We start from the raw sequence: 24,162 nt of genomic DNA on the forward strand, positions 1-24,162 counted from the left end.
AAGCTTTGTCGGCGCCCGTCTAGGTCGCTCCTCGACCTGTCAGTACCACCCACAACGTGCGGAAGAGGATTCGGACGTCGAGCCAGAGGCTCCAGCGGTTCACGTACTCCCGGTCGAGTCTCATCCGCTCCTCCTCGGAAGTGAGGCTTCGGCCGCTCACCTGCCACAGACCCGTGATCCCCGGCTTTACCGAGAACCGGCGCATCTGCCCCCTCAGGGGAAATCTGCTCAGGTCCGACAGGAGGAGGGGGCGCGGCCCCACCAAGCTCATTGTTCCCTCGAGGACATTGAAAAGCTGGGGGAGCTCGTCGAGGCTGGTCCGCCGCAACAGCCGGCCGATCGGAGTGATGCGCGGGTCTGATTCCATCTTGAAGAACTGGGAATCGCGCTCGGATTCCAGTTCGGCCTGCATCGCTTCGGCACCGACGACCATTGTCCGGAACTTGTACATATCGAACTCGATGCAGCGGAAACCGATCCGTCGCTGTCGAAATACGACGGGGCCTTCAGACGTAAGCCGGATCAGAAGAGCCAGGATGATGAAAAGCGGCGCGGAAAAAACGATCAGGATTACGGAAGCGATGATGTCGATCAGCCTCTTGGCGTGCGCGCCCCATGGCCGCCGCGCTCTCAGATCGTGCCAGTAAACGCCGTAACTGGTTTCATCCCCCTCGTCCAGAGGTTCGCTCTCGTTTCCGATTGTACGGATCCCGAGGGGTCGCTCCTCTTTCGATTTGTCGGTCATGGACACTCGAGTCGTAGACAATCCCGGTGCGACGCAGCCACTGCGCCCCGGGCAAACAGAGTCAGTCCAGCAATCGCCGTGCAAGGCTCTCGCGCCGTCTCTCTGCGCAGATCGTCCCGAGGTCGGTTTCTTGCAGCCGGAAAAGCTACATGGCGCCACGCGAGGAAGTAGCTCGGAACAACGACGCTGACCTCAGCGTCATCATCGTAAGCTATCGAAGCGCGGACGATCTCGAGAACTGTCTCGCATCGCTCCGATACGTGCTCGACTCGGACCGGCCATTCGCGGAGATCATCGTCGTCGACAACGGTTCCGGTACGGGGCGAACGGCCGCACTCGCCGCAAAGTACCCTGAGGTCCGATTCATCGAGAACTCCGGCAACCATGGTTACGCTCACGCGTGCAACGTCGGCGCGCGTGTCGCGCGTGGAAGCGAGCTTCTGTTTCTCAATCCCGACATTCTGGACCCGGGGGATTCGGTTCACCGAATCGTCGCCATCAAGCGCTCCGAGCCCGGGCTCTCGATTCTCACCGTGCGCCAGATCGACCGGCGTGGGCGACCTCAAAGGGTCTTCGGCCGGTTTCCGACGGTTCTCACAATTCTCAGTCCCATCCGGTTCCTTCTGCGGCTATTGCGGCCGGCAGCGTTCCCCGATCCGCGGCGGACGAGCGCACGCCGGCTCATCGTCGACTGGGTCTCGGGATCGGCTCTCATGATCTCGCGCAGCGATCTCGAGCAGCTCGGGGGCTGGTGCGAGGATTACTGGATGTACTCCGAGGATGTCGACCTCTGCCGCCGGGCCAGAAGTCACGGATTGGTCGTCGCCTACTCCGGGGAGGTCGTGCTCGAGCACCGGCACGGTGGATCGAGCCGTCTGGACCGCGACATTTCGGCGCTGGCGCGATCCGAGGTCGTGATCTCGAAACACCTCTACGCGCATCGTCATCTGAACGGCCTCCACGCTGCGATCTATCACGCCATCCTCTTTCTTTCGCGGTTCCCTCCGCTCGTGCTTGCCACACTGCTCGCGCGGATCTGGCCTGACGCTCCGGATGCTGTGGCGGTGAGAGCCGCGATGTACAAGCACCTCGAGAACCATTACCGAAGAGTGATCAGTGACCGAAACTGGATCAGCCCCCGTTCGGTCAACTTCCGCTCCGGCGGCGAACAGGGCTCGGACCGGCCATTCCAGCGATCAGGAGCAGGATAAGTGAGGATATGAGGATGTTAAGGATGAGGATATGAGGATTTTGAAGATGAAAGGAGGAGGGGAAGGAGATGAGGATCTAATGAAATGAGTGGCTAGCGCCGACTGACGCTCGAGTCCTCAAATCCTCATATCCTGATACTCTCAATCCATTCGAATGGGGATCTGGCTGTACATCGCTGCTCTTCTGACCTTCGCCGTCGGCCTGGCGCACTCGATTCTCGGTGAGCGGTACATTCTGGTTCGGCTCTTTCGTCGCGCCGATCTTCCCCATCTGTTCGGCGGGCCGGAGTTCACGGTCAGGACGCTTCGGTTCGCCTGGCACATCACGACAATCGCATGGTGGGGGCTCGCCGCGATCATCGTGCTCGTCGCGGAAGATGCAGCGTCCCGGCCGTCGCTGCTTTATGTGCTGGCCGCAGTGTTTCTTCTTTCCGCCGCCCTTGCGGCCACGATATCGCGTCTGCTGCACCTCGCGTGGCTGGTTCTGGCAGTGACCGGCCTGATCGTCCTCGTGGCGGCCGGCAGTCAGTAGAGGATGTGAGGATGTGAGATGTAAGGATATGAGGTGGGTGACGACGACTGACGCTCGAACCCTCAAATCCTCATATCCTTCTTCACTCTCAGTTGTCGACGTAACCGTCCGACCATGTGCAGCGGGGATCGTGATTTCGGAGATCGATCGAATGGTCGGATTGCGCCTTCAGATTCAACAGCACCGATACCCAGCCGGCCCGGTTCTCGTGAAGACCGTCGAGAGAGAGATTCGACTCACGAAAGATGAGGTCCGTTCCTCCCGAATCAGTGCTGCGGAGCTCGAAAACGACAGTGCTTTCATCGAAGTAGGTGAGTGAGAAGCGGTCGGGCCGCGTCGAGTCGAGGATCCGACTCTCGAGAACCTCTCCGTTGGAAAAGTGAAAGGTCAGCCGGTCGCCATGCTGCTCGGTACGCTCCGCCCAGAACGATGCCCGTCCCTCATCGGTCGAGAGAAGATCGAATACCGCTCGCGGCCCGGCGTTCAGCCGAAGCCGCCATACGATCTCTGCAGCCCGTTCCTGCATGCGATCTCAGACGTTACCGCCATGCTTTTCGATGAACGACAGCACCGCGGCATTGTAGTCTGCGGCGTTGTCCTCGTTCATCGCATGCGATGCCTCCGAGACTTCGATCCGCTCGGTCCGGGGCAGAAGCTCTTCCAGACGGTCCGTGACGCGATGAAAGAGTGCGACGCTGTTCTCGCCCGTGATGAGCAGCGTCGGTTTCGCCACGGTGCGCAGCGCTTCCGGATCGAGCGGCAGAAAACCCGAACCGAGGAGCTCTGCTTTTGCGTTTCCGAGGTTGTCGCGTACCTGAGCTTTTTGGGCGTCAGATAATCGATCGTACCCTCCGCGGCCGAACGTTGCATCGCCGAATGCGCGGACTCCTCCTTCGAGGTCACCCTTCCTGAATGCGTTCTTCGCAGGAAGGATCCCGGTGAGTCCGAATCTGATGATCGCGATCGCGGTGCGTGGCCGGGTGACCAGCAGCCGGAGAATTTCGAGCGGCTTCGGGTCGGCGCTGACGAACAGCGTGATCGCGGGCGGCTCGGCGAGCGCGAGGGTACGGATGAGCGAGGGTTTATTCATGGCGACAAGCAGGCAGAGAAAAGCTCCGTAGGAATGTCCGACGAGGTGGGCCGGAGCGGCATCGAGCGATCGGAGGAGCGCCTCGAGGTCCGATACCTGTTCAGCCATCGAGTAATCGCGCCCTTCTTCAATTGGCTGATTCGGCCAGTGGAAACGCCGGCTGTAGTCGATGACGCGATGATGTTCGGCGAAGGCCTCCCGCTGGAGATCCCACGTTCGATAATCGGTGGCCGAGCCGTGGACGAGGACGACAGGTTCACCTCTCCCCAGCTCGTGGTACTCGAGTCGCGTGCCGTTGAACTCTGCAGATGCCATCAGGAAGAGCAGAGTGTACAGCTCAGAAGTCGACCCAGTTGCCGCGGGCCGAAGCGTTAGCCCTTTCATACAGCCAGGCTGTGGCGGCGAGATCCTCGATCGCGAGGCCGAGCGATTTGAAGATCGTGATCTCGTCTCGGGTTCGACGCCCGAGATTGGAATCGAGCAGGACCTCGCCGATCTCCGCCTGAATGTGGCTCTGGTCGATCACAGCTTCCTCGAGAGCGAAGAGGTAGTCTCCCGATTCGTTGATGGTCGACTCGCGGCGGTCGACGTAGAGCCGCCCGGCCGCGATCGTCGCGCCGTCGGCCTCTCTCGCGGTTCGGACGCTCGCCCCTACCAGGTTGAGATGAGCACCTCCGGAAACCCATGGACGATTGAGGATGGGTGTTTTCGAGCTCGTAGCCGTCACGACGATGTCGGCGTCCCGCACCGCCTCCTCGACGGTTCCGACAGGCGTGAGGGCGCAGTCGACCCGCCGGCGCATCTCCTGGCAGAACGCCGCCGACGCTTCAGGCGTGCGCCCCGCCACTCGAATCTCGCTCACCTCCCGGATGAGCGGGATTGCCTGGGCGTGCGCGCGAGCCTGAGCACCGGTGCCGGCGATCGCAACGACGGAAGCGTCCCGTCGCGCGAGCAGATCGGTGGCCAGCGCGGTCACGGCCGCGGTTCGAATCGACGTCACCGCGGAAGCCTCCGCGATGGCGAGAAGCTCACCGGTCGATCCATCGTGCAGCAGAACGGCTCCGAGATGGCTGTCGAGGCCCCGAGCGGGGTTTCCGGGAAAGACGCAGACCTCCTTCAGGCCCCAGAATGAACGATTGCCTCCGCGGAACGCCGGCATCAGGCCGAGAAAGCCCGATGGATCCGATGACCGGACGAGTGAGCGAAGCGGCTGGTGGACTTCCCCACGGGCGAGGGCCGAGAACGCCTCCCGCATGACGCCGATGCATTCGCGCATCGGGAGGAGATCGATCACGTCGTCGTGTCCGAGGATGACCGTGCGGGTCACGTCTCGATTGTACAGTCACTGGGTCGGACGATCAGAGACGATGCGAGGCATCTAGGTTCGTCCGGCTGGACTCCGCGCCTGCATTCCTGCCGATCAGGAACCAGAGAAAGAGGGCGGTTCCGACTCCCCAGGCGGCATTCACGGCCAGGCCCATCAGAATGATCGAGGGATCTCCACCGCCGGCAACGGGCAAACCTTTCAATGGTGCGACCACGAGTCCTGCCACCAGAGTCGGCGCGATCGCGCCGAACAGAAGCGCCCCGAGCCAGTATTTGCCTCCTGCCCATCGCCGGATCAGAAGCCACAACGGGATGCCCCAGATGCCACCCCAGAAGGCGAGCGAGATGACTGCCGGGACACCGAATGGGGGAGTGCCCTCCATTGCGTACGGAGCGCGGCTGATGATCCCAGCGAGATTGAAGAGCCATAGAACCGGCTGATGGAACAGGAGCGTCGCGAGAAAGCCGGAAAGAAAAGATAGAAAGATGCGCATGACGGCCTCCGTGGCACCTTCGGTCCGATGCAACGACGCGACCACGCGGATGGAGGAAGCCCGTTCTCGCTTCCCAACGAGTGGCCCCAAAGGTAACGAGCTACATCAGTTCGACGCGCACCGTCTGGACACCGTCCGCGATCGCGATGTCGAGGATCCTCGGCTGAGGCTTCTGATCCGGAGTCTGATCACGCTCGTGCGAGACGAAACTGATCTCGCCGCTCCGTTCGAGACGAATTTCATCGGCCTCGTCCGGATCGGACCCCGCGCGCCGTCGCGCCGCTTCCTCGAGGTCGCGTTCTGTGATGTGAGCCCTGGCGAAGTTCTTTTCGATCCGCTCGCCGTCCGAGACGAGTTTCAACGGGCGCCCCTTGACCAGCCGTCCGAACCATGGGTGATGGTAGGACAGTGACGCGAAGGACCAGTGCAACACGATCAGCATGAAGCCGGCGAAGATTGTCGGCATCAGGCTGGCGTTGCCGTTGATCGCGCGACTCAGGGACGATCCGAGCACGACGCCGAGAATTACGTCGAACGCGGTGTTCTTGCCCAGCACCCGGCGCTCTCCGATCCGGATCATGGCGATCGTGGCGACGTAGACGATCGTGGCGCGCAGGATCATTTGTGTCGCGTCGAGATCCGGATCGTCGATTCCGAGCAGGTAGTTCCAGAAGTTGAATTCGGACATCCTCTTCCTCCTCAGATTCCGGGCTTGCCGGGGTCGTGCCGGACTCTGGGTTGGAGGTTCGAGGTTGGAGGTTGGAGGTTGGAGGAGTCAGTCAGACCCGGGCGCCGAAACCTCCTCCGACGTCGCTCAGGCGTCCCCGGGCGGACGTTGCCTCCCGACCGTCTCGGCACAGGCCAGCCGAGCGTCCCGGATGCGGCGGCCAGCATCCTCCAGAACCGGTGCGCTCGCCGAGATCTGCTCTTCGAGCCGTGAGAGCGCCAGCCGCAGCTCGCCGAGTCTGCCGCTGGCGGAAGCGACGACGTCCTCCTGATTGCGGAGATTTCCGGACACCGCGTCCCTGCGGCCGGAGAGTGCGGCGAGCGCTTCCATCGCACGCTCGAACGCCGGACCCTCTGCTTTCCCCTCCGTCACGATTGCCTGCAGCGACCTCGACCGTCGCTCGATCTCTTCCATCTCGCCGGAAGCATCGCGAGCTGATTGCGTGGCATGTCGCAGCTCTCGCTCGAGCTCCGCGATCGTCGCCGCGGTCCTCGACCGCGTCGTTTCGAGCTGTTCGATCTCGTCTCGGGTGATCGTTTCGATCCGCCGCCACTGGTCGATCATCACCTCGTGACCGCGCACCTCGGAGGTCATGCGCCGGTGGCGATCTTCTTCCTGACGGATCGTGAGCCACGTGGTGCGGCACCATTCCTCGAAGCGGAGAGGATCGATCGGCCGGCCGTTGTCCGAGCGCTCGGCCGCGGGCAGGTAAGCATCGAAAAGGCCGCGCTCCCACTCGTCGTGGAGGCTGTGCAGCTCTTCGGAGTAGTAGACCGCGACGCTTCTCGGCTGAAAGAGCTTGAGGATGAGGAGCCCCAGGAAGAGAAAGGCGAGAAAGGCGCGGACCGCAATCTCGGCTCTGTTGAACTGCGGATTCGAGAGGAGCCCTTCGAGTACGATGCCGCTGGAGTTGATCCCGGGGGAGAGGAGTTGGATACCGTAACGGTTTCCGAGCTCGGCCGGGGAGAGAGCGTCGAACCGTTCGAGTGCGGCGGCTCGCGCAGTCTCCGCGGCGGCGAGCTGTTCGCGCGTTTCTGCGAGTTGGCGCTCGATGGTTTCGAGAGCGGGTCCGCGGCCGTAGCGGCCCGAGGGACCGACGCCGGCTGCCTCGGCGACGCGCTCTCGTTCGAGTGTCGCCACGTTCCGGCGGAGCTCGGCGATGCGGGCGGCGTGGGTCTGGTCGAGCCCGGCTCTCGTCGACGCAATCATCGCCGAGTTGCGCCTCGTCATCTCGTCACGGACGTCGCCCGCGAAGATGGCCTGCGCCAGAAAGGGTGCCGTAATGAGGAGAGATGCGGTGACGATGGCGATCCTTCCGGCCACGCCTCCAGCGAGCTTCAGCCGTTCGCGCCGCTGGTCGATCGCCGGATCTTCGTCAGCTCGCGTGTAGCGGCCTCTCGCGGTGTCGAGCGTCATGAAACTCACGTCGACGATCCAGATCAGCACGAAGATGAATGCTCCCGCCACCGCGGCAGTCAGCCATGGTTGCCTTGCCGAGATCAGCCATCCCATGTATCCCCACGCGAGGCCCTCGGCCGTTGCCATCGCGAGAATCAGCAGTCGCGCACAGAAGATCCAGAAATCCGCGCTTCGCGTCAGCAGCTCGTCGCCGAACGGCTTGAGCGACAGGATGCGCGCGAGGCCGCTCGAGGGACGCGGCGATACGGCGAGCTCGGAGGAGGAGAGGGCGGAAACACCTTCGGCATAGTCGGTCATCGCGGCTGGCACGAGTGGAGTGCCTTCCACCAATTACGCGCACGGCGGAAAGATGTTTACAAAGGGGGGCGCGGAGGCGGGGTCGAGAGGGCCTGTACCGCGGGGCGGTTTCCCGTTACTCGTATCGGAGCGCTTCGATCGGGTCGAGCTTCGCGGCCCGGTTCGCCGGATAGATGCCGGAGATGACACCGACCGAGATGGAGACGCCGGTCGAGAGAAGGATGGAGGCCGGAGTGATCACGGTAGGCCAGCCGGCCGAGGCGGCGACCAGTTGCGCGATGATGATGCCGGCGAGGATTCCGGTCAGTCCGCCGAGCAGACTGATCGAGAAGGACTCGATGACGAACTGGCGCTGGATGTCCTTCCGCGTCGCGCCGATCGCGCGCCGCACACCGATCTCGCGCGTCCGCTCGAGCACGGTCGCGAGCATGATGTTCATGATCCCGATGCCGCCGACCAGCAGCGAGATCCCTGCGATCGATCCCATGACGATGTTGAAGATCCGCTGGGTGCTCCGGCTCTGCTCGAGCAGAGCCTCCGGGACGACGATCTCGAAATCGTCGACGCCTCCGTGGAGCCGCGAAATGAGCGGCTGCATTGCGGCGGCGGCGCGAGTCGCCGACGAGCCCGGCTCGAGCCGGACGATGATCTCGTCGACAGGCGCTTCGAGAGGATCGCGCGCGAATTTGCGAAGCGCGGTCGAGGCCGGGATCAGAATCTCCCGTGAGGGGGAGGCGATGGCGACTCCTTCGATCTCTTCACTCGTTCCCGCGGGAGGTGCGAGCACGCCGATCACCTGGAACCAGATGTCATTGACCTTGACGAGCTTTCCGACGGGCGGGGCGTCGCCGAAGAGGTCGCGTGCGATCTCCGCTCCGACGACGGCGACCTGAGCGTGTGATTCTTCATCGCGCCGGTCGATGAAGCGTCCCGCGGCGAGGTCGACTGTCGAAGTCTCCGGCTGACGCCACGAGACTCCGAAGACCTTCCCCTGCGCCCGGCCGTTTTCCGATCCGATTCGCCAGGTCTCGACACCGACTCTCGGCAGAACGCCGGAGACTTCTTCGAGTGCCTGACTGATGGCCTCGGCGTCCCGCATCGAGACGCCGAGCGAATTCTTCCGGATCTCGTCCCTCATCTCGGGTTCGATCTGTTTCGCCCGGATGATCACGTTGTCGAGTCCGAGCCGGCTGATCATCTCGAGCGCTTCACGCTCGCCACCGGCGCCGATCGAAAGCATGGCGATGACCGCGCCGACGCCGAAGATCATTCCGAGCATCGTGAGGATCGTGCGGAGCTTGTGGCGGTTGAGGTTGGCGAGCGACTCGCGGAACGATTCGAGAAAGTTCAACTCGTTCCTCCGTCACCTGCTGCTTCATCTCCCTCGATCTCCCGCTCCTCGATTCCGCTGAGCACGACGAGATCGCCTTCGTCGAGTCCCGAGGTGACGACCACGCGGCCGAGAGAAGCGGCGCCGGTCTGGATCTCGGCAGGGACGAATTTCCCGCCGCGTTCGACGTGGACGAATCTCCGGCCATCCCGGTCCCAGACGGCCTGGCGGGGAACGGTGACCACGTCGTCGAGCTCTTCGATGGTGATCTTCGCAGAGACGCGGGCGCCGGGCTTCATCGCCTCGGGCTCGGTCGCGGCGAACGACACGATCACTCCGAAGTACTGGACGGGGACGCCGCGCACTCTGGGGCGAGCGACTGAATCGACGCGCTTGACCTCGCCCCTGAACGTCCGGTTCGGGACCGAGTCGATCCGCACCTCCGCGGTCTGCCCCACGGAGACGCCGCCGGCATCGGCTTCGAGGATGAAGATCTCGGCCTCCATCGAATCGATGTCGGGGATCTCGGCGATCGGACGTCCCGGGAAGACGGAGGAGCCGACCGTCGGGAGCTCACCTCGCCAGTCGCGCTGAAAGATGACGATGCCGGGATGCGGCGCGATGATCTCGAGCGCTTCGAGGCCCCGTCTTGCGCGATCGAGCTTCGTGTCCGCGGTTCGCTGCTCGATTCGGAGCATCTCCCGTTCCGCTTCCGTGATCGAGCCGCGGACGCCGAGCATGTCTTCTGCGTACTCCCGCCTTTCGAGCGCGAGATCGCTGTCGATCATCGATTCGATCACCTCATGACGGGAGAAGATGTCTGCGTCGGTCACTTCGAACTTCTGAGCCGCGTCGTACTCCCGCTGTGCCTGGGAGGCGTCACGACGAAGGTTGCTGCTGGTTGCGCCGGAGCTCTCGAGTGCCGCTGAAAAGCGGTTGTCGATCGACTGGCGGTCGACACCGGCGGCTGCGAGCTCGTTCTCGAAGTCGGTTGGATCGAAGCGCACGATGACGTCGCCCTCCCGGACGTAGGAGCCATCCTTTTCGAGCCACGCGATCTTCAGACCCCCCGGAGCGTCTCGCGGAGCAGCCAGCGGTGTGGAGGCACTCGCCTTGAGATACCCCTCCGCGGTGACCGTCCTGATGAACTTTCCCTTCTGGACCCGGAGAGTCGAGACTTCGTCCTGTTGCGCTCCGGCGGCGCCGATGAGGATCACGACGGCGATCGCGATTGCAACCGCAGCGGCCGCTATCCAGTTCTTTCTTCTCGACATCAATCCTCTTCCGATTCCCCGGCCACGAGGACTTCATCGTTGAGCGAGAGTCCCGAAATGATCTCGACCCGGGTGTCGTTCGACCGGCCGATCTCGACCGGGGTCTCCTCGATCGATAACATTGTTCTCCGGGTGACGACCGGACCATCCTCGCGAATGGTCACCGCGGACACCGGGATGGTCAGAACGTTCTCCGCGCGGCCCAGCTCGATCAGACCGCGGAACCGCATGCCGGGCCGCATCGTCTCCCGGTCGATCTCGGGGAGCTCGATCTCGACGTCGAGCACCTTGAGCGGGCTGACATCGGAGACCCTGATCGCGTTACCGATACTGCGGACGACGCCGATGATCTCGTTTTCCGGATGGGCGTCGAGGCGGAACCGCACCTGCTGTCCGATCTCCACCTTTCCGCTGTCGGCCTCGTCGATCTCTCCCTCGGCGTGAAGCGAGTCGAGGTCGGGAAGCTCGAGGATCTTGTCCATTCGCCAAACCTGATCGCCGACTTTCTTCTTCTCGTTACGGCGATCGGCGAGATAGACGACAGTGCCCGCGCGCGGCGCGCGGATCGTCAATCGCTGAAGGTTCTCTTCAATCTCTCTGACGCTGGCCAGATCCTGATCACGCTTGCTCTCGAGAGAGCGGATCTGGGATATGGCGGCCCTTTCGAGCGCCGCGTTTTTCGTCCTGATGTACTCGATCTCCTTCTTCGCGATCGCGAAATCGACCTGGTATTGTTCGCGCTCCCGGACTCCGATGAGCTCGTCGGGTGCCTCGAGCTTCAGCTCCGCCTTTCTCGCTCGCGATTCCGCCTCGGCAAGCTTCAGCTCGTTGTCCTCCTTGCGAAGTCTGAGATCCGCCGTGGTCTTGTCGATCTCCGCCTGCGCCGAATCGGCCCGGGACTGACGGTCGCGCAACATGTCCTGAAGCCTTTGCGTATCGAAGGCGAGGATCGGCTGACCCTTTGTGACCTCCGACCCTTCGGGCGCCATCATTGCGATCTTGAAATCCCAGAAGTTCGTCAGTGGCGGGGGCCCGATCGTGACCGACGACGTCGAGACCAGCGAGCCGGTGATCTCGACTCCGGTCACGAGATCGCCCCGCGTCACCCTGACCCATTCGCCGGCGTTGCGGGCGGCGATCCGGTTCTGGGCGAATGCGACACCGAAGCCGAGAACGGCGATGATCGCGATCACTAGCAGAGCGTTGCGCGCGAGGGGTTTTTTGATCGTCACGATCCGGTTTCCTCGATCAGAGACTTCGCCATCGCGACGCGCGTTCCCTCCTCGAGCGACCCCTCGACTGCGCATTCGGTCGCATTGCATGCGACCACCGAGGTGGGTTCGCTCGTACCGTCGGTGAGGCGAACCGCGGGGGTATCACCGCTGAAGTCGAGCGCGTAGCGGGGAACGATCAGGGTGTTCTCGATCCTCGCGGTCTCGACATCGACCCGCGCGCTCAGTCCGGGCCGGATTCCCTCAGGCAGCTCTTCGTCGAGAGTGACCACGACCTGGAAGAAGCGGCGGAGCGAAGTTCCCCCCTCTTCCTCGGCCACCGGGCTTACCCGGCTGATCCGCCCCGGCATCCGCCGATCCGGCCAGGCATCCAGGGTCACCAGCGCCGGCATCCCCTGAACGACTTTGCGATCGTCGACATCTGCCAGCCGCGCGTGGATCTCGAGAGTCGAAAGGTCCGGGATCCGTGCGATCACGAATCCTACCCACGCCATGTCACCGACCTCGATTTTCTTGCCATGCCACGGATGGTTGTTGATCACGAACAGACCGTCGGCGGGGGCGGTCAGAGTCATCGTCTCGACCGCCTGATGCGCGATTCCCACCTGGCGACGGGCTTCGGCGAGCTCGAGTCTGATGTTGTCGATCTCGGTTCTCTGTGCGTGCCTGGTCGCCTCCAGCAGAGTCTTCGCTTTCTCGAACTCCGTCCTCGCTCTGTCGAGCGCGAGCTGGCGCTCGTCGTACTCCTTGACCGAGATGATCTCGGGTGGGATCTCGGCATCGAGCTTCGCCTTGTCGAGGTCCGCCTTCTTTTTCAGGTAGTCGAGCTCTTTGTCTGCGATCTCGGCCCGAGCCTCCTCGGTCTTCTGGAGGAGCTGCTCCCCCTTTTCGAGCTCGGTCCGCTCGATCTCATCGAGCCGGCTCGCGAATGAGGAGGTATCAAGCTCGACGAGCCGCGCTCCTTTCATGACTCTGGCCCCATCCTGTTCGATCCACTGGATCGTCGTTCGCCATTCGGGTAGCGGAGGAACCACGATTGGCTCGGCAATCTCGGCATCGACCTCCCCGGTGAGGACCATCCGCTCGACGAACGTCCCCTTCCTGACGACCGGCTCGTTCCGAAGGTCGACATGAGTCGCTCGCTCACTGGTACAGCCGAAGGCGGCGAGCAATAGGGCGAAGATGTGTCCGAGGTTTGCTTTTCTCATCGGTTTCATTCAAATAGACGACGACGGCCCTCGCAATGTTCCGATCGAAAAAATAATTCAACTGATGGAGACGAATCTGGGTCAATCCGATTACGATGAGCCGGGCCGGGCCTGAAAACCGGGAGTTCGGCTCCGAAATCGTCGGAACGCCGTCTGCTTCCGGCGCTGAGCTCCAGGCTCGAGGGCGGCCCCGTCCGTTAGGCTGAGAGACGATGGCTCGACGAATCGCCAGCAGGAAGGCTCGGGAATCATTCGACAGGATCCGGCAGCTGGATCGCTCCGCGCTGAGGTCTTTCGTCGATGAGACCATGGCCACGATGATCGAGGAAGAGGCACTCGCCGTCCTCGACAATCCCTGGTGCGACTCGAGTATCGCTTCGCGAATCGCCCAGTCCGATCTGACGTCCCGTCGCGCAATCCGCTACGCGCTGGTCAGTCACCGGCAGACGCCGCAGGGGCACGCGATGAAGTTCGTTCATCATCTCGACTGGCAGGAGCTGCTCCGCCTCTCCACCAACGTTCGTGTGAACCCATCGATCCGCCGATCCATCGACGAGCAGATGCGAATCCGGCTGAGAAAGATCACTGCCGGGGAGAAGGTTGCGGCGTCGAAATTCTGTTCGCAGGCGATCATCCTGGAGCTCTGCCACGACCCGGACATCAGAATCTTCCGGGGCCTGCTGATCAATCAGAGAATGACCGAGGACATCCTGCTGCAGACGATCCTTTCCGAGATTTTGACCGGAGAGCAGATGGCGGAGATTCTGAACAACGACCGGTGGAAATTCCGGCTGCCGCTGTTGCGGGCGCTGGTGAAAAGTCCCAGCGCGCCCCGCGCAGTGGCGGCGTCCTGTCTGCCCAGGCTGCCGCGGGCTGACATCGAGGAGATCGCCGGGAACCCTGGCACGCCCGTCTATCTTCGCCGTTGCATCGAGCGGCTGGAACTGCTCGACTGAACGGTTTTCGGATTGGTGAATCCGAATACCGAGCCTTTTCCCTGGTGTTGTGAAACGGCTAGAATCGACTCAGATGCCGGACGATGCCGTGAATGTCAGCGACGAAAGAGAGCCCCTGGCCGAGCTCGGGGCGGATTTCCAGCGGGAGAGAGAGGCCAGAGGTGTCACCCTGCGGGAAATCGCGGATACCACGAAGATCAGCTCCCGTTTCCTGGAAGCAATCGAGCGGGGGGATGCAACGGTCCTCCCGGCGCCGGTGTTCACGCGAGGGTTCATCCGGGAGTACGCCCAATATCTGGGGCTCGACGTGGAAGCAATGGTCGAACGGTACATGGCGCAGGTTCAGCTCGACGAACGGCGCGAGGCGGAATCGGAGGCAGAGCTCCAGGAGCGAATTCGCGGGGGACTGCCTCTGATCGGTGGCAAGGGCCTGGTCCGGACGGTGATCATCGTGATCGTGATCGGACTCATCCTCGGGGTGATCGCCTGGATGGCCTCGAGCCGAGTTGAAGATTCGCCGGCGGAGGCGACCGGGGCCCCTCCGGCGCCGGTCGTGCCGCCGGCCAGGACGGCAACCGCCGAGCCCGAGCCGGTGGTAATCGATTCGGTGGAGGTCACGGTTCGCGCGACGGAGCCGACCTGGATGCTGGTTGCTGTCGACGGGAACGCCACAGAGGAGATGACGCTGGGACCAGGAGAGACCCGCACCTTTCGCGGCTCGGAGAACGTGACCTTCGAGCGGCTCGGAAACGCAGGAGGCATCCAGGTCTCGCTCAATGGCGTCGAGCTCGATCCGCTCGGGCGGTCGGGTCAGATCGTCAATGACGTCAGTTTTGGCATCGAGGATGCGAGGCGTACAGTTGAGCGAGGAGGCTCTGACCTGGACGATGAGTGAACTTCTCGGTTCCTCACCTGAACAACTGAAAGCGCGCATTCTGAGTGACGAGGCACCGGAGGACTTCCAGATGCTCGTCGCGCGGGGATTTCTTCCTGTGGCGCAGGAAGACATGATCCCGATTCTCATCCACCTGGGACGGAGTCCGAACGAATCGATTGCGAAGCAGGCGCGCTCTTCACTGGGGGAAGCGCCACGAGGGTCGATTCAGTCATTCGCCGAAGATGAGTCCTCGCCTCCCGCGGTGCTCGGGGATCTCGCCGTGGTCACAGAGGATCGGGCGGTACTGGAGAAACTCGTCCGGAACCGTGCGACGCCGGCGGAAGCGATTTCCTCGCTGGCCCGAAAGGCGGACGCGAGACTTCAGGAAGCAATCGTGACCAACCAGAGGAGGATTCTCGAGCAGCCGGAAATTCTGGAAAGCCTCGAAGCGAATCCGAGTCTGACCGGCGACACGAAACGGAGGATCCGGGAGTTCCGGGAAGAGTTTTTCGAGAAAGAGCAGGCTCGCCGGGATGCGCGCGAGAGGCGTGCGGCCGAGGAGGCGGAGCTCGCTGCCGAAGCCCAGAGGGAGCTCGACGAGATTCTCGCAAAGGTCGAGGATGATCGCCCGAAGGAGGAGACGCTCCAGGGGGCTCCGCCGGGAGTTTCCGAGGCCACCGAAGATGATCCGGACGAGAACCTTTCCGCCTGGGTTCGTATCCTGAAAATGAGCGTCTCGGAACGAGTTCGGACGGCGTTCAAAGCGGGCAAAACCGAAAGGACCATTCTGATCCGCGATCGGAACCGGCTCGTCTGCACGGCCGTGATCAGGAGCCCCCGCATCACCGAGACGGAGGTCGAGGCCTACGCAGCAATGCGGAACATCGATGGTGAGGTTCTGCGGCTGATCGGGATGAACCGGGAATGGATGAGAAAGTATCCGATTATGATGTCGCTGATCAAGAATCCGAAGGCTCCGCCCGGAGTTGTGTTGCCTCTCGTCAATCGCTTAACCTTAAGAGACCTGAAGGGTCTCAGTACCGATAAGGGCGTGCCCGACGTGATTCGTGTGAGTGCGCGACGTCTGTTCAATCAGAAAACGAGAAAATGAGCACCGTCAACTACTACGACGTTCTGAAGGTTCCGAAAAAGGCGAGCGCCGAAGAGATTCGAAACAAGTTTCGTCAGCTCGCACGCGAGAACCATCCCGACCGGTTCGCCGGAGCCGAGCGGGAGAAGGCGGAGGTCCGATTTCAGGAGCTGACCGCCGCGATGAACGTGCTCACCAACCCCGCTCGCCGCAAGCAGCACGACGCCGATCTCCAGCGGGGTACCGCCGCGTCCCAGGACCCGAAACAGCTCGCCAAGGTCTACATGTCCCACGGCGTCAAAGCCTGGCAATCCGGCGACTACGAGACGGCGCGCGCAAACTTCGACATGGCCGTCAAACACGACGCGACCGATGCGAAAGCGTGGCACAATCTGGCACTTGCCAGCGCCAAGGTTCCCTCCGCCGCGCGTGAAGCGGTCGTCGCCGCCGAGAAGGCCGTGGAGCTCGAGCCGATGAATCCGACCTATCTGAAGGATGCCGGGCTGCTGATCATGCGCGCGGGTCTCCGGATCAAGGCGCAGAAATATCTGGAGAAGGCGTTAGAATGGAGCCCGGACGATCCGGAGCTCCTGCGGGCGCTCGGGAGAACGGGCCAGACCTCGGGCGATCAGGGCAGCAAGGGGATCCTCGATTCGCTCTTCAGGAAGGGTTGACGGGGTGCAATTGGAAGCATACGGACTGTCGGACGTCGGACGTCAGAGGACCATCAACGAGGATTGCTATCTCGTCGACTCCGAAAACCGGCTGTTCCTCGTCGCCGACGGCATGGGCGGACACGCCGCCGGGGAGGTGGCTTCGCGAATCGCCGCCGACACGATCAAGGACTTCATCGTCCATACGGAAGAGGACGATGGAACATGGCCCCACGCCTATGATGAGAACTTCAGTCGCACGACCAATCGGCTGATCTCGGCGATGAAAATCGCCAACTCCCGCGTTGTCGAGGCGATGAAAAAGGATCAGCGGTTGCAAGGGATGGGAACCACGGTAGTGGCGGGGCTGGTCGAAAACGGTCACATGTCCATCGCTCATGTCGGTGATTCCCGCGCCTACATCGTCAGAGAGTCGCAGATGTCGAGGCTGACTCACGACCATTCATGGGTCTTCGAGCAGGTCCGAGCGGGGATGATGACCGAGGCGGAAGCCGAAAAGCATCCGCTTCGCAATGTGATTACCCGTGCACTCGGCGGTGCCAGCTCGGTGGTACCCGAGGCAGCGGAGCTCGACTGGCGGGAAGGCGACGTCCTGCTCCTCTGCTCGGATGGGCTCACCGGAATGGTCGAAGAGGACGACATCCTCCGGATCATCAGCGAGGCCGACAACGTCGAGGTCGCCTGCAAAGAGCTGATCGATCATGCAAACGAGCGGGGCGGAGTCGACAACATCACCGCCGTGTTGGTCCGTTTCGCCTGAGATCCGCTCCACCCGGTCGACTCCGAATGCTGTTGGAAGCGGGGCGGGCGCGAGCCTGCTTCGCGACTCGATCCATCACCGCCGTCTTCCCGGCTCGATCGCACTCCGAACGTGACCCGGATGATTCATGAGACGTCTGCTGCGGAGGCGGAAAGCAGCGCGGCTACGGCGTTGCGCTCGAATCGGCTCCTCGACATACTCCAAGTATGCCTGCGTCGCCGAATTCATCGCGCGCCTTGTATCCGCACCACTTTGCGCCTCCTCGCGGCGACATCTCATGAATCATCCGGGTTAAACTTCGCAACTTTCGAGGCTGAATGTCATACGACCACAAACAGATTGAAAACAAATGGCAGCGGCGCTGGGCCGATGCCCGCGTCGCGCACGTCGACGTCACGACCGAGGGAGACGAGCTCTACATGCTCAACATGTTTCCGTACCCCTCGGGGGACCTCCATGTCGGGCACGGTCGCAACTACATTCTCGGAGATGCCCTCTATCGCCACCTCCGGATGACCGGAAAGAAAGCGCTCAATCCGATGGGATGGGACGCATTCGGTCTGCCGGCGGAGAACGCCGCGATCAAGCGAGGCGTCCATCCGGGTGAATGGACGCGAAGCAACATCGATCGCGAGAAGAAGCAGTTCGAGCGTTGGGGAATCCTTTACGACTGGTCGAGAGAGATCGCCTCGTGCCACCCAGGCTATTACCGATGGAACCAGTGGCTCTTTCTCGAAATGTACGAGCGGGGCCTCGCCTACAGAGCCGAGGCTCCGGTCAACTGGTGCCCGGGATGCCAGACGGTACTCGCCAACGAGCAGGTGCTCGAGGGAGCATGTGAGCGGTGCGGCTCGGAGGTCGCGCAGAAGCAGTTGTCGCAATGGTTCTTCAGGATCACCGACTACGCCGACCGGCTCGACAGCGGACTCGACTCACTCGAGCACTGGCCCGAGAAGGTCCGGACGATGCAGCGGAACTGGATCGGAAAGAGCCGGGGGGCCGACGTCGAGTTTCCGGTGCCCTCGACCGGAGGATCGATCCGGATTTACACGACCCGTCCCGACACGCTCTACGGGGCCACCTTCATGGTCGTCGCGCCGGAGCACCCGGACGTTCCCGCCCTGATCGAAGGGTCCTCCGACAGGGAAGAGATCGAGAGCTGGATCCGGGACGTGACCAATCAGAGCCAGCTCGATCGGATCTCCGAGGCGGGTGGCAAGGAGGGAACGTTCACCGGCCGGTTCGCGATCAATCCGTTCAGCGGCGACGAAATGCCGATCTGGCTCGGCAATTTCGTTCTCCCGCAGTATGGAACGGGCGCGATCATGTCGGTTCCCGCCCATGATCAACGCGACTTCGAGTTCGCAAAGAAATACGACCTGCCGATCCGGGTCGTCATCCGGCCAGCCGGGGAGGAGCTCGATGCGGCCGAGCTCGAGGAAGCCTGGGTGGGGGAGGGGACGGCCGTCGACTCCCCGGTGATCGACGGAATGAAGACGGCCGAAGCGATCCCGGCGATGATCGCCGAGATCGAAAAGCGCGGCATCGGGGAAGGAAAGGTCCGATACCGCCTTCGCGACTGGCTGATCTCGCGGCAGCGCTACTGGGGTACGCCGATCCCGATGATCTACTGCGATGACTGCGGGCTCGTGCCGGTTCCGAAAGACGATCTTCCGGTCGAGCTGCCGTCAGACGTTCCGTTTACGGGTCGCGAAGGAAACCCGCTCGCCCGTCATGAATCCTTCGTCGCGGTCGACTGTCCGGAATGCGGCGGGGCCGGACGCCGTGAAACCGATACGATGGACACCTTCGTCGATTCCTCCTGGTACTGGGCGCGCTATCTGTCACCACGGGACGAGACTCGGATTTTCGATTCCGATCTGGTGAACCGATGGCTTCCGGTCGACCAGTACATCGGCGGGATCGAGCATGCGATCCTCCACCTTCTCTATGCGCGATTCATCTGCCGCGTGCTGCACGACATGGGACTGGTGACGTTCGAGGAGCCGTTCGCGCGGCTGTTCAACCAGGGGATGATTACGAAAGAGGGGTACCGGGATCCGTCCAGAAACAACCAATGGGTTCCACTCGACGATGTCGAGCTCAGGGACGGCTCGGCATGGCGGAAAGGGAGTGGGGAGCCGCTGGTCGCCGACGTGACGAAGATGTCGAAGTCGCGGTTCAACGTCGTCGCTCCGGACGAGCTGATCGAGCGCTACGGAGCGGACACGGAGCGTGTGTACACACTCTTCATCGCCCCGCCGGAGAAGGAAGCGGCGTGGTCGGATGAAGGTGTGGTCGGCGCCGCGAGATTCCTGAGGCGCGTCTGGAATCTGACGGAGGAAGTCGAGTCGCTTCCGGAAGGGACGGATGACGCTGCGGGGACGGATGCGCTCGTCAGGAAAACCCACCAGACGATCGACGCGGTGACGCGACGACTCGAGCGATTCGAGATGAACACGGCGATCTCGGCTTTGATGGAGCTGTCGAACGCGATCGGCGATTATGCGAAGACGGGAGCGAGGCCGCGAGCGCTCGAAAGTCTCGAGGTTCTGCTGAAGCTGCTTCATCCGTTCGCACCGCATGTGACCGAAGAGCTGTGGGAAAGGCTGGGACACCAGCGTATGCTGATCGACGAGCTCTGGCCGGTTGCCGACGAAGCGCTGATGGCGGAGGAATCGTTGAAGATCGCCGTCCAGGTGAACGGCAAGCTTCGCGGAGAGGTCGAAGTGCCCGCCGGGATCGAGGAATCGCGGCTCTTCTCCGTCGCCGAAACCGACGAGCGTGTCGCCAGGCATCTGGAAGGAAAGTCGATCATCAAACGAATCCACGTACCCGGCCGGCTGGTCAATCTGGTGGTGAAATGAAGAAAGTCGGAGTGGTTGCTCTTCTGTTTCTCTCTCTCCCGGTTCTGACGTCGTGCGGCTATGCGCTGGTGGGAAGAGGAAATGTACTTCCGGCGGACGTCCGGTCGATTCATGTGCCGGCGTTCGTCAATCGGACCACACGCGTCGAGATCGAGCAGAGACTGACCCAGGCGGTCGCGAGCGAACTGGTTGCGCGTGCCGGCCTGAGGATCGTCTCCGATCCCGACGATACCGACGCAATTCTGCGCGGGGAGATCACTTCGGTCTCGATCACGCCGGTTGCATTCAACGATCAGGGCCGCGCCACGCGCTATCAGGTCAGTATCAATGCGGGAATCGAGCTGGTGGATCATCGGAAAGACGATGCGATCATCTGGAAGAACGATCACTACAGCTTCTCCGAGAGTTACGCCGTCGAGGCCGGCTCGCTCGATGCGTTCGATCAGGAGACCCGGGCTCTCCAGGAGCTCGCAGAGCTCTTTGCCGAGTCGGTCGTCGCCAGCATTCTCGAGGGATTCTGAGCATGAGAGCGATCGTGTTGCTGAGCGGAGGGATGGATTCGGCCACCGCACTCGCGCTTGCCCGCTCGAGTGGACGTGAGGTTTACACGCTCTCTTTCGACTACGGCCAGCGCCACGCGGTCGAGCTCGGGCTTGCGCGATCGCTGTCGGCGAGCCAGGGCGCAGTGGAGCATCAGGAGATCGAGATCGATCTCACGGTCTTCGGAGGAAGTGCGCTCACCGACGCGATCGAGGTTCCCCGCAACGCCGCCGACGACGAAGGAATACCGATCACGTACGTGCCGGCGAGGAACATGATCTTTCTTTCGATCGCCACCGCCTGGGCGGAAGTTCTCGATGCAGATGAAATCTGGATCGGTGTCAATGCGGTGGATTACAGCGGATATCCGGACTGCCGGCCCGAATTCATCGAGGCGTTTCAATCGGTCATCGACGTCGGTACGAAGTCGGGAATCGAGCGCAGCCAGCCGCAGGTCATCGCACCGCTGATCGAAATGTCGAAAGCCGAGATCATCGAGACCGGAACCGAGCTCGGGCTCGACTATTCGGAGACGAGCTCCTGTTACGATCCGGACGACGACGGCGCATGTGGGGAGTGCGACGCCTGCATTCTCCGCCGCGAAGGATTCGAGGAGGCAGGAATCGAAGACCCCACGCGTTACCACGAGTGATGCGCGTCACCGAGATCTTCCATTCCATCCAGGGGGAGTCCTCCCACGTGGGGCGTCCGATGACGTTCGTCCGCCTCACCGGCTGCAACCTCCGCTGCGTCTGGTGCGACTCCGAGTACACCTTCACGGGCGGGAAGCGTATGACGCTCGACGAGGTGATCAACGAGGTCGGCGGAATCGGCTGCCGCACGGTCGAGATCACCGGCGGCGAGCCGCTTCTTCAGAAGGAAGCCTTCGAGCTCGTCCGACGTCTCTGCGATGAAGGGTACGAGGTGCTCGTGGAAACATCGGGATCGATCGATACGTCACCGGTCGATACGAGGGCGAAGATCATTCTCGATCTGAAGTGTCCGGGGTCGGGGGAGACCGATCAGAACCTCTGGAGCAATCTCGACCGGCTCCAGCCGCACGACGAGATCAAGTTCGTGATCGCGGACCGCGCGGACTACGAATGGGCCCGGGACGTCGTCAGGGAACGAAAGCTCGAGAACTTCACCGTGCTGATGTCACCGGTCTGGGGTGAGCTCGAGCTGAAGCCGCTGGCCGAATGGATCCTCGCGGACGGGCTCGATGTCCGGCTGCAGACCCAGCTCCACAAGCACGTCTGGGGGCCCGGCGTTGAAGGGGTCTGAAGGAGAGATCTGTCGCCCCTCCGGGGCTTCGTATATTGGGCCGAGTCAACCCGGGGTGGCGGTCGGCGCCTGGCGGCGCCTCCCTTCACCCCGCGCTACTTTCTGACCGCCCCTGCCGGGGCGGATCGATCTCTTTCTTCTATGGAATGCAGCCATTACTCCTCGACGGGTGAGCGCGACAGCTCGCCGTGGGCTAGATAGTGAAACGCACGCTCGACGGCGGCATGGCCGCCGTGAAGAACGACGTAGTCTCCCGGCTCGATGACGAAATCTCCACCGGGGGCGGCGTGAGTGTCGTCGTCGCGGACGACGACGAGGATTGATGCTCCCGTCAGATTCCGGACGTTCAGCTCTGCCAGCGTCTTCCCGGCAACCGGCGCATCGTCGGTCACGCGATAGATGTCGGTCGCTCCCTCCGCCAGGATGTCCAGCATCGTCGAAGAGACTTCCCTTTCGTCTTCCCGAAGCGCTTCATAGCCCTCGGCCCTCAGGACCCGGCGCTGTGCCTGGATGACGTTTCGAGGAATGTGATACCGCTCGAGAACGCGCGTGAAGATCTCGATCGAGGTCTCGAACTCCTCCGCGATCACGGAGTCTGCTCCCTGCGCGTAGAGATCCTCGATCTCCAGAACCAGCCGGGTTCGGACGATGATGTAGATCTCCGGGCTGAGCTGCCTCGCGAACCGTACGATCCTCGCGGTGGCGACCGGATCGGCGATGGCGACCAGGAGAACTCGAGCGTCTTTGATGCGGACGTGTTCGAGAAGCTCCCTTCGAGTGGCATCCCCGAATGCGATCGGTTCGCCGGCTTTCCGGCCACGCTCGACGGCTTCCCCGCTCAACTCCACGATCCGATAGCGGATGCCGGTTCTCTTGAGTACGCGAGCGACGTTCTCCCCGGAGAGACCGTAGCCGATGATGACGACGTGGTGACGGATTCCTTCCTTTTCGGGCTCGTCCGGCGCTTCGGCGCGCTGGGGAAGAATCCGCTGCAGGAGGAAGGTCACTCGAGGTGACAACTCGATGAAGAAGGGAGTCACCATCATGGTCAAAACGGCGCCTGCCAGAAAAGCCTGAAAAAGTCCGTCGGTGAGCAGCCCCACCGCGAGCCCGACATTCGCAAGAATGAACGAGAACTCGCCGATCTGTGCCAGTCCGATTCCGGTCGTCACGGCCGTGCGCGTCGGATATCTCATCAGATAGACGATCCCGGTGATCAGCAGCAATTTGAGCAGGATCAGACTCCCGGCGAAAAGAAGAACCAATCCGAGGTGATCGAAGACGAATTCGAGGCTCAGAAGCATCCCGATCGAGATGAAGAAGATGCTGTTGAATACGTCGCGAAATGGAAGGATGTCGGCGACGACCTGGTGGCTGTATTCCGATTCAGAGATCAGAATCCCCGCGATGAATGCACCGAGTGCGAGCGAGAACTCGAGCGACTCGGTGAGCAGCGCCATTCCGAGACCGATGAAGAGCGCACCGACGACGAGAATCTCGCGGATACCGGTTCGCACAATCTGCCGGAGCACGAGAGGCATCAGATTTCGGGCGACGACGAATACCACCCCGATGATCAGAATGCCGCCCCCGAAGCGGACGAGGATCGTGAGCGGTGACGCTTCGACGACTCCGGCCAGAACCGGCGTCAGGATGATCATTGGAACGACCAGGAAATCCTGGAACAGGAGAATCCCGATGATGAGCTTCCCGTGTGGTGACTCGAGCTCATTGCGATCCCCGAAGAACTTGAGCACCAGCGCAGTACTGCTGAGCGTCACCAGAAATCCGAAGAAGACGGCGCGGGAAAGCCCGAATCCGAGTGCGAGCGCGATCCCGACCGTTGCCGCGGTTGTCAGCAGAGCCTGAAGCGATCCGCCGAGAAGGAACATTCTCCGGATCTGGCGGAGCCTCTCGAGCGAGAACTCGAGCCCGATTGCGAAGAGCAGCGCGACGACGCCGAACTCCGCCAGGACCTTGACGGACTCGACATCCGAGATCAGCGCCAGCCCGCTCGGGCCGATCAGGATTCCCGTGATGAGAAATCCCACGAGCGCCGGGATCTTCAGCCGGAAGCAGACGAGGATGACGATCGTGGCCGCACCGAGAAGGACGACGAAGTCGAACAGCAGAGGAATGTGAGTCATCTGGCGAGCGGAATCTTAGCAGCCCGGCCTGGCGAATCCGCTTTCGAAGCTGGAAGACGTTCTGGGAATCCTGTTCGGGCTG

23 protein-coding genes are annotated in these 24,162 nt (G+C 62.3%); 11 read left to right on the plus strand and 12 right to left on the minus strand.

Annotated elements, in window-relative coordinates; translation table 11 throughout:
* Positions 1-19: 19 nt before the first annotated feature.
* Entirely contained in the window at positions 20-745 is a 726-nt protein-coding gene (locus KY459_10415) for a sugar transferase (protein ID MBW3565126.1), read from the minus strand.
* A gap of 149 nt (positions 746-894) precedes the next feature.
* Here KY459_10415 and KY459_10420 point away from each other — a divergent pair, with 149 nt between their 5' ends.
* Complete coding sequence (locus tag KY459_10420) at positions 895-1,956, plus strand: glycosyltransferase family 2 protein (GenBank protein MBW3565127.1); 1,062 nt, start codon at positions 895-897, stop codon at positions 1,954-1,956.
* Positions 1,957-2,110: 154 nt separating this feature from the next.
* Complete coding sequence (locus KY459_10425; GenBank protein ID MBW3565128.1) at positions 2,111-2,488, plus strand: hypothetical protein; 378 nt, start codon at positions 2,111-2,113, stop codon at positions 2,486-2,488.
* Positions 2,489-2,576: 88 nt separating this feature from the next.
* On the opposite strand, the gene KY459_10430 is transcribed toward KY459_10425, so the two are convergent.
* The 10 genes from KY459_10430 to KY459_10475 form a co-directional block, all read right to left on the minus strand.
* Complete coding sequence (locus KY459_10430; GenBank protein ID MBW3565129.1) at positions 2,577-3,014, minus strand: hypothetical protein; 438 nt, start codon at positions 3,012-3,014, stop codon at positions 2,577-2,579.
* A gap of 6 nt (positions 3,015-3,020) precedes the next feature.
* Entirely contained in the window at positions 3,021-3,893 is an 873-nt protein-coding gene (locus KY459_10435) for an alpha/beta hydrolase (protein MBW3565130.1), read from the minus strand.
* A gap of 22 nt (positions 3,894-3,915) precedes the next feature.
* Positions 3,916-4,905: an ornithine cyclodeaminase family protein gene (locus KY459_10440; protein ID MBW3565131.1), complete on the minus strand. Its 990-nt coding sequence runs from the start codon at positions 4,903-4,905 to the stop codon at positions 3,916-3,918.
* 31 nt (positions 4,906-4,936) lie between these two features.
* The gene (locus KY459_10445; protein ID MBW3565132.1) at positions 4,937-5,398 is read right to left on the minus strand and encodes a hypothetical protein; all 462 of its coding nucleotides are present in this window, start codon (positions 5,396-5,398) and stop codon (positions 4,937-4,939) included.
* Between the two features lie 100 nt (positions 5,399-5,498).
* Positions 5,499-6,086, minus strand: coding sequence for a DUF421 domain-containing protein (locus KY459_10450; GenBank protein MBW3565133.1), 588 nt, complete (start codon positions 6,084-6,086; stop codon positions 5,499-5,501).
* Positions 6,087-6,212: 126 nt separating this feature from the next.
* Positions 6,213-7,853, minus strand: coding sequence for a hypothetical protein (locus KY459_10455; GenBank protein ID MBW3565134.1), 1,641 nt, complete (start codon positions 7,851-7,853; stop codon positions 6,213-6,215).
* Between the two features lie 103 nt (positions 7,854-7,956).
* On the minus strand, positions 7,957-9,192 hold the full coding sequence (locus KY459_10460) for an ABC transporter permease (GenBank protein ID MBW3565135.1): 1,236 nt from the start codon (positions 9,190-9,192) through the stop codon (positions 7,957-7,959).
* Positions 9,189-10,445: an HlyD family efflux transporter periplasmic adaptor subunit gene (locus tag KY459_10465; protein MBW3565136.1), complete on the minus strand. Its 1,257-nt coding sequence runs from the start codon at positions 10,443-10,445 to the stop codon at positions 9,189-9,191. The genes KY459_10460 and KY459_10465 overlap by 4 nt, the downstream gene beginning before the upstream one ends.
* On the minus strand, positions 10,445-11,677 hold the full coding sequence (locus tag KY459_10470) for an efflux RND transporter periplasmic adaptor subunit (protein MBW3565137.1): 1,233 nt from the start codon (positions 11,675-11,677) through the stop codon (positions 10,445-10,447). The genes KY459_10465 and KY459_10470 overlap by 1 nt, the downstream gene beginning before the upstream one ends.
* Positions 11,674-12,885, minus strand: a complete 1,212-nt coding sequence (locus tag KY459_10475) for an HlyD family efflux transporter periplasmic adaptor subunit (protein MBW3565138.1) — start codon at positions 12,883-12,885, stop codon at positions 11,674-11,676. The genes KY459_10470 and KY459_10475 overlap by 4 nt, the downstream gene beginning before the upstream one ends.
* Positions 12,886-13,097: 212 nt before the next feature.
* Here KY459_10475 and KY459_10480 point away from each other — a divergent pair, with 212 nt between their 5' ends.
* The 9 genes from KY459_10480 (at position 13,098) to KY459_10520 (ending at position 21,933) form a co-directional block, all read left to right on the plus strand.
* Positions 13,098-13,841 (plus strand): hypothetical protein, encoded by a 744-nt coding sequence (locus KY459_10480; GenBank protein ID MBW3565139.1) that lies wholly within the window; start codon positions 13,098-13,100, stop codon positions 13,839-13,841.
* 73 nt (positions 13,842-13,914) lie between these two features.
* Positions 13,915-14,736, plus strand: a complete 822-nt coding sequence (locus KY459_10485; GenBank protein ID MBW3565140.1) for a helix-turn-helix domain-containing protein — start codon at positions 13,915-13,917, stop codon at positions 14,734-14,736.
* Complete coding sequence (locus KY459_10490; protein MBW3565141.1) at positions 14,729-15,829, plus strand: hypothetical protein; 1,101 nt, start codon at positions 14,729-14,731, stop codon at positions 15,827-15,829. Before KY459_10485 ends, KY459_10490 begins: the two co-directional genes overlap by 8 nt.
* Positions 15,826-16,482 carry a DnaJ domain-containing protein gene (locus KY459_10495; GenBank protein MBW3565142.1) on the plus strand — a complete coding sequence of 219 codons (657 nt, stop codon included), beginning with the start codon at positions 15,826-15,828 and terminating at the stop codon, positions 16,480-16,482. The genes KY459_10490 and KY459_10495 overlap by 4 nt, the downstream gene beginning before the upstream one ends.
* 4 nt (positions 16,483-16,486) lie before the next feature.
* Positions 16,487-17,242 carry a Stp1/IreP family PP2C-type Ser/Thr phosphatase gene (locus KY459_10500; protein ID MBW3565143.1) on the plus strand — a complete coding sequence of 252 codons (756 nt, stop codon included), beginning with the start codon at positions 16,487-16,489 and terminating at the stop codon, positions 17,240-17,242.
* A gap of 317 nt (positions 17,243-17,559) precedes the next feature.
* Positions 17,560-20,109, plus strand: coding sequence for a leucine--tRNA ligase (leuS, locus tag KY459_10505; protein MBW3565144.1), 2,550 nt, complete (start codon positions 17,560-17,562; stop codon positions 20,107-20,109).
* Positions 20,106-20,630, plus strand: a complete 525-nt coding sequence (locus KY459_10510; GenBank protein ID MBW3565145.1) for a hypothetical protein — start codon at positions 20,106-20,108, stop codon at positions 20,628-20,630. Before leuS ends, KY459_10510 begins: the two co-directional genes overlap by 4 nt.
* Positions 20,631-20,632: 2 nt before the next feature.
* Positions 20,633-21,301, plus strand: coding sequence for a 7-cyano-7-deazaguanine synthase QueC (queC, locus tag KY459_10515; protein MBW3565146.1), 669 nt, complete (start codon positions 20,633-20,635; stop codon positions 21,299-21,301).
* Positions 21,301-21,933 carry a radical SAM protein gene (locus KY459_10520; protein MBW3565147.1) on the plus strand — a complete coding sequence of 211 codons (633 nt, stop codon included), beginning with the start codon at positions 21,301-21,303 and terminating at the stop codon, positions 21,931-21,933. The genes queC and KY459_10520 overlap by 1 nt, the downstream gene beginning before the upstream one ends.
* Positions 21,934-22,088: 155 nt before the next feature.
* Here the strand turns inward: KY459_10520 and KY459_10525 are convergent, their stop codons facing one another.
* Positions 22,089-24,080: a cation:proton antiporter gene (locus KY459_10525; GenBank protein ID MBW3565148.1), complete on the minus strand. Its 1,992-nt coding sequence runs from the start codon at positions 24,078-24,080 to the stop codon at positions 22,089-22,091.
* Between the last annotated feature and the right edge of the window lie 82 nt (positions 24,081-24,162).

The organism is Acidobacteriota bacterium (genome assembly GCA_019347945.1).
Lineage (GTDB): Bacteria > Acidobacteriota > Thermoanaerobaculia > Gp7-AA8 > JAHWKK01 > JAHWKK01.

Coding starts and splice junctions, on each gene's coding strand:
- KY459_10510 (MBW3565145.1), top strand. CDS start 20,106: ATGAAGAAAGTCGGAGTGGTTGCTCTTCTGTTTCTCTCTCTCCCGGTT.
- KY459_10520 (MBW3565147.1), top strand. CDS start 21,301: ATGCGCGTCACCGAGATCTTCCATTCCATCCAGGGGGAGTCCTCCCAC.
- KY459_10525 (MBW3565148.1), bottom strand. CDS start 24,080: ATGACTCACATTCCTCTGCTGTTCGACTTCGTCGTCCTTCTCGGTGCG.
- queC (MBW3565146.1), top strand. CDS start 20,633: ATGAGAGCGATCGTGTTGCTGAGCGGAGGGATGGATTCGGCCACCGCA.
- KY459_10450 (MBW3565133.1), bottom strand. CDS start 6,086: ATGTCCGAATTCAACTTCTGGAACTACCTGCTCGGAATCGACGATCCG.
- KY459_10420 (MBW3565127.1), top strand. CDS start 895: ATGGCGCCACGCGAGGAAGTAGCTCGGAACAACGACGCTGACCTCAGC.
- KY459_10480 (MBW3565139.1), top strand. CDS start 13,098: ATGGCTCGACGAATCGCCAGCAGGAAGGCTCGGGAATCATTCGACAGG.
- KY459_10490 (MBW3565141.1), top strand. CDS start 14,729: ATGAGTGAACTTCTCGGTTCCTCACCTGAACAACTGAAAGCGCGCATT.
- leuS (MBW3565144.1), top strand. CDS start 17,560: ATGTCATACGACCACAAACAGATTGAAAACAAATGGCAGCGGCGCTGG.
- KY459_10425 (MBW3565128.1), top strand. CDS start 2,111: ATGGGGATCTGGCTGTACATCGCTGCTCTTCTGACCTTCGCCGTCGGC.
- KY459_10415 (MBW3565126.1), bottom strand. CDS start 745: ATGACCGACAAATCGAAAGAGGAGCGACCCCTCGGGATCCGTACAATC.
- KY459_10430 (MBW3565129.1), bottom strand. CDS start 3,014: ATGCAGGAACGGGCTGCAGAGATCGTATGGCGGCTTCGGCTGAACGCC.
- KY459_10485 (MBW3565140.1), top strand. CDS start 13,915: ATGCCGGACGATGCCGTGAATGTCAGCGACGAAAGAGAGCCCCTGGCC.
- KY459_10495 (MBW3565142.1), top strand. CDS start 15,826: ATGAGCACCGTCAACTACTACGACGTTCTGAAGGTTCCGAAAAAGGCG.
- KY459_10475 (MBW3565138.1), bottom strand. CDS start 12,885: ATGAGAAAAGCAAACCTCGGACACATCTTCGCCCTATTGCTCGCCGCC.
- KY459_10445 (MBW3565132.1), bottom strand. CDS start 5,398: ATGCGCATCTTTCTATCTTTTCTTTCCGGCTTTCTCGCGACGCTCCTG.
- KY459_10465 (MBW3565136.1), bottom strand. CDS start 10,445: ATGTCGAGAAGAAAGAACTGGATAGCGGCCGCTGCGGTTGCAATCGCG.
- KY459_10435 (MBW3565130.1), bottom strand. CDS start 3,893: ATGGCATCTGCAGAGTTCAACGGCACGCGACTCGAGTACCACGAGCTG.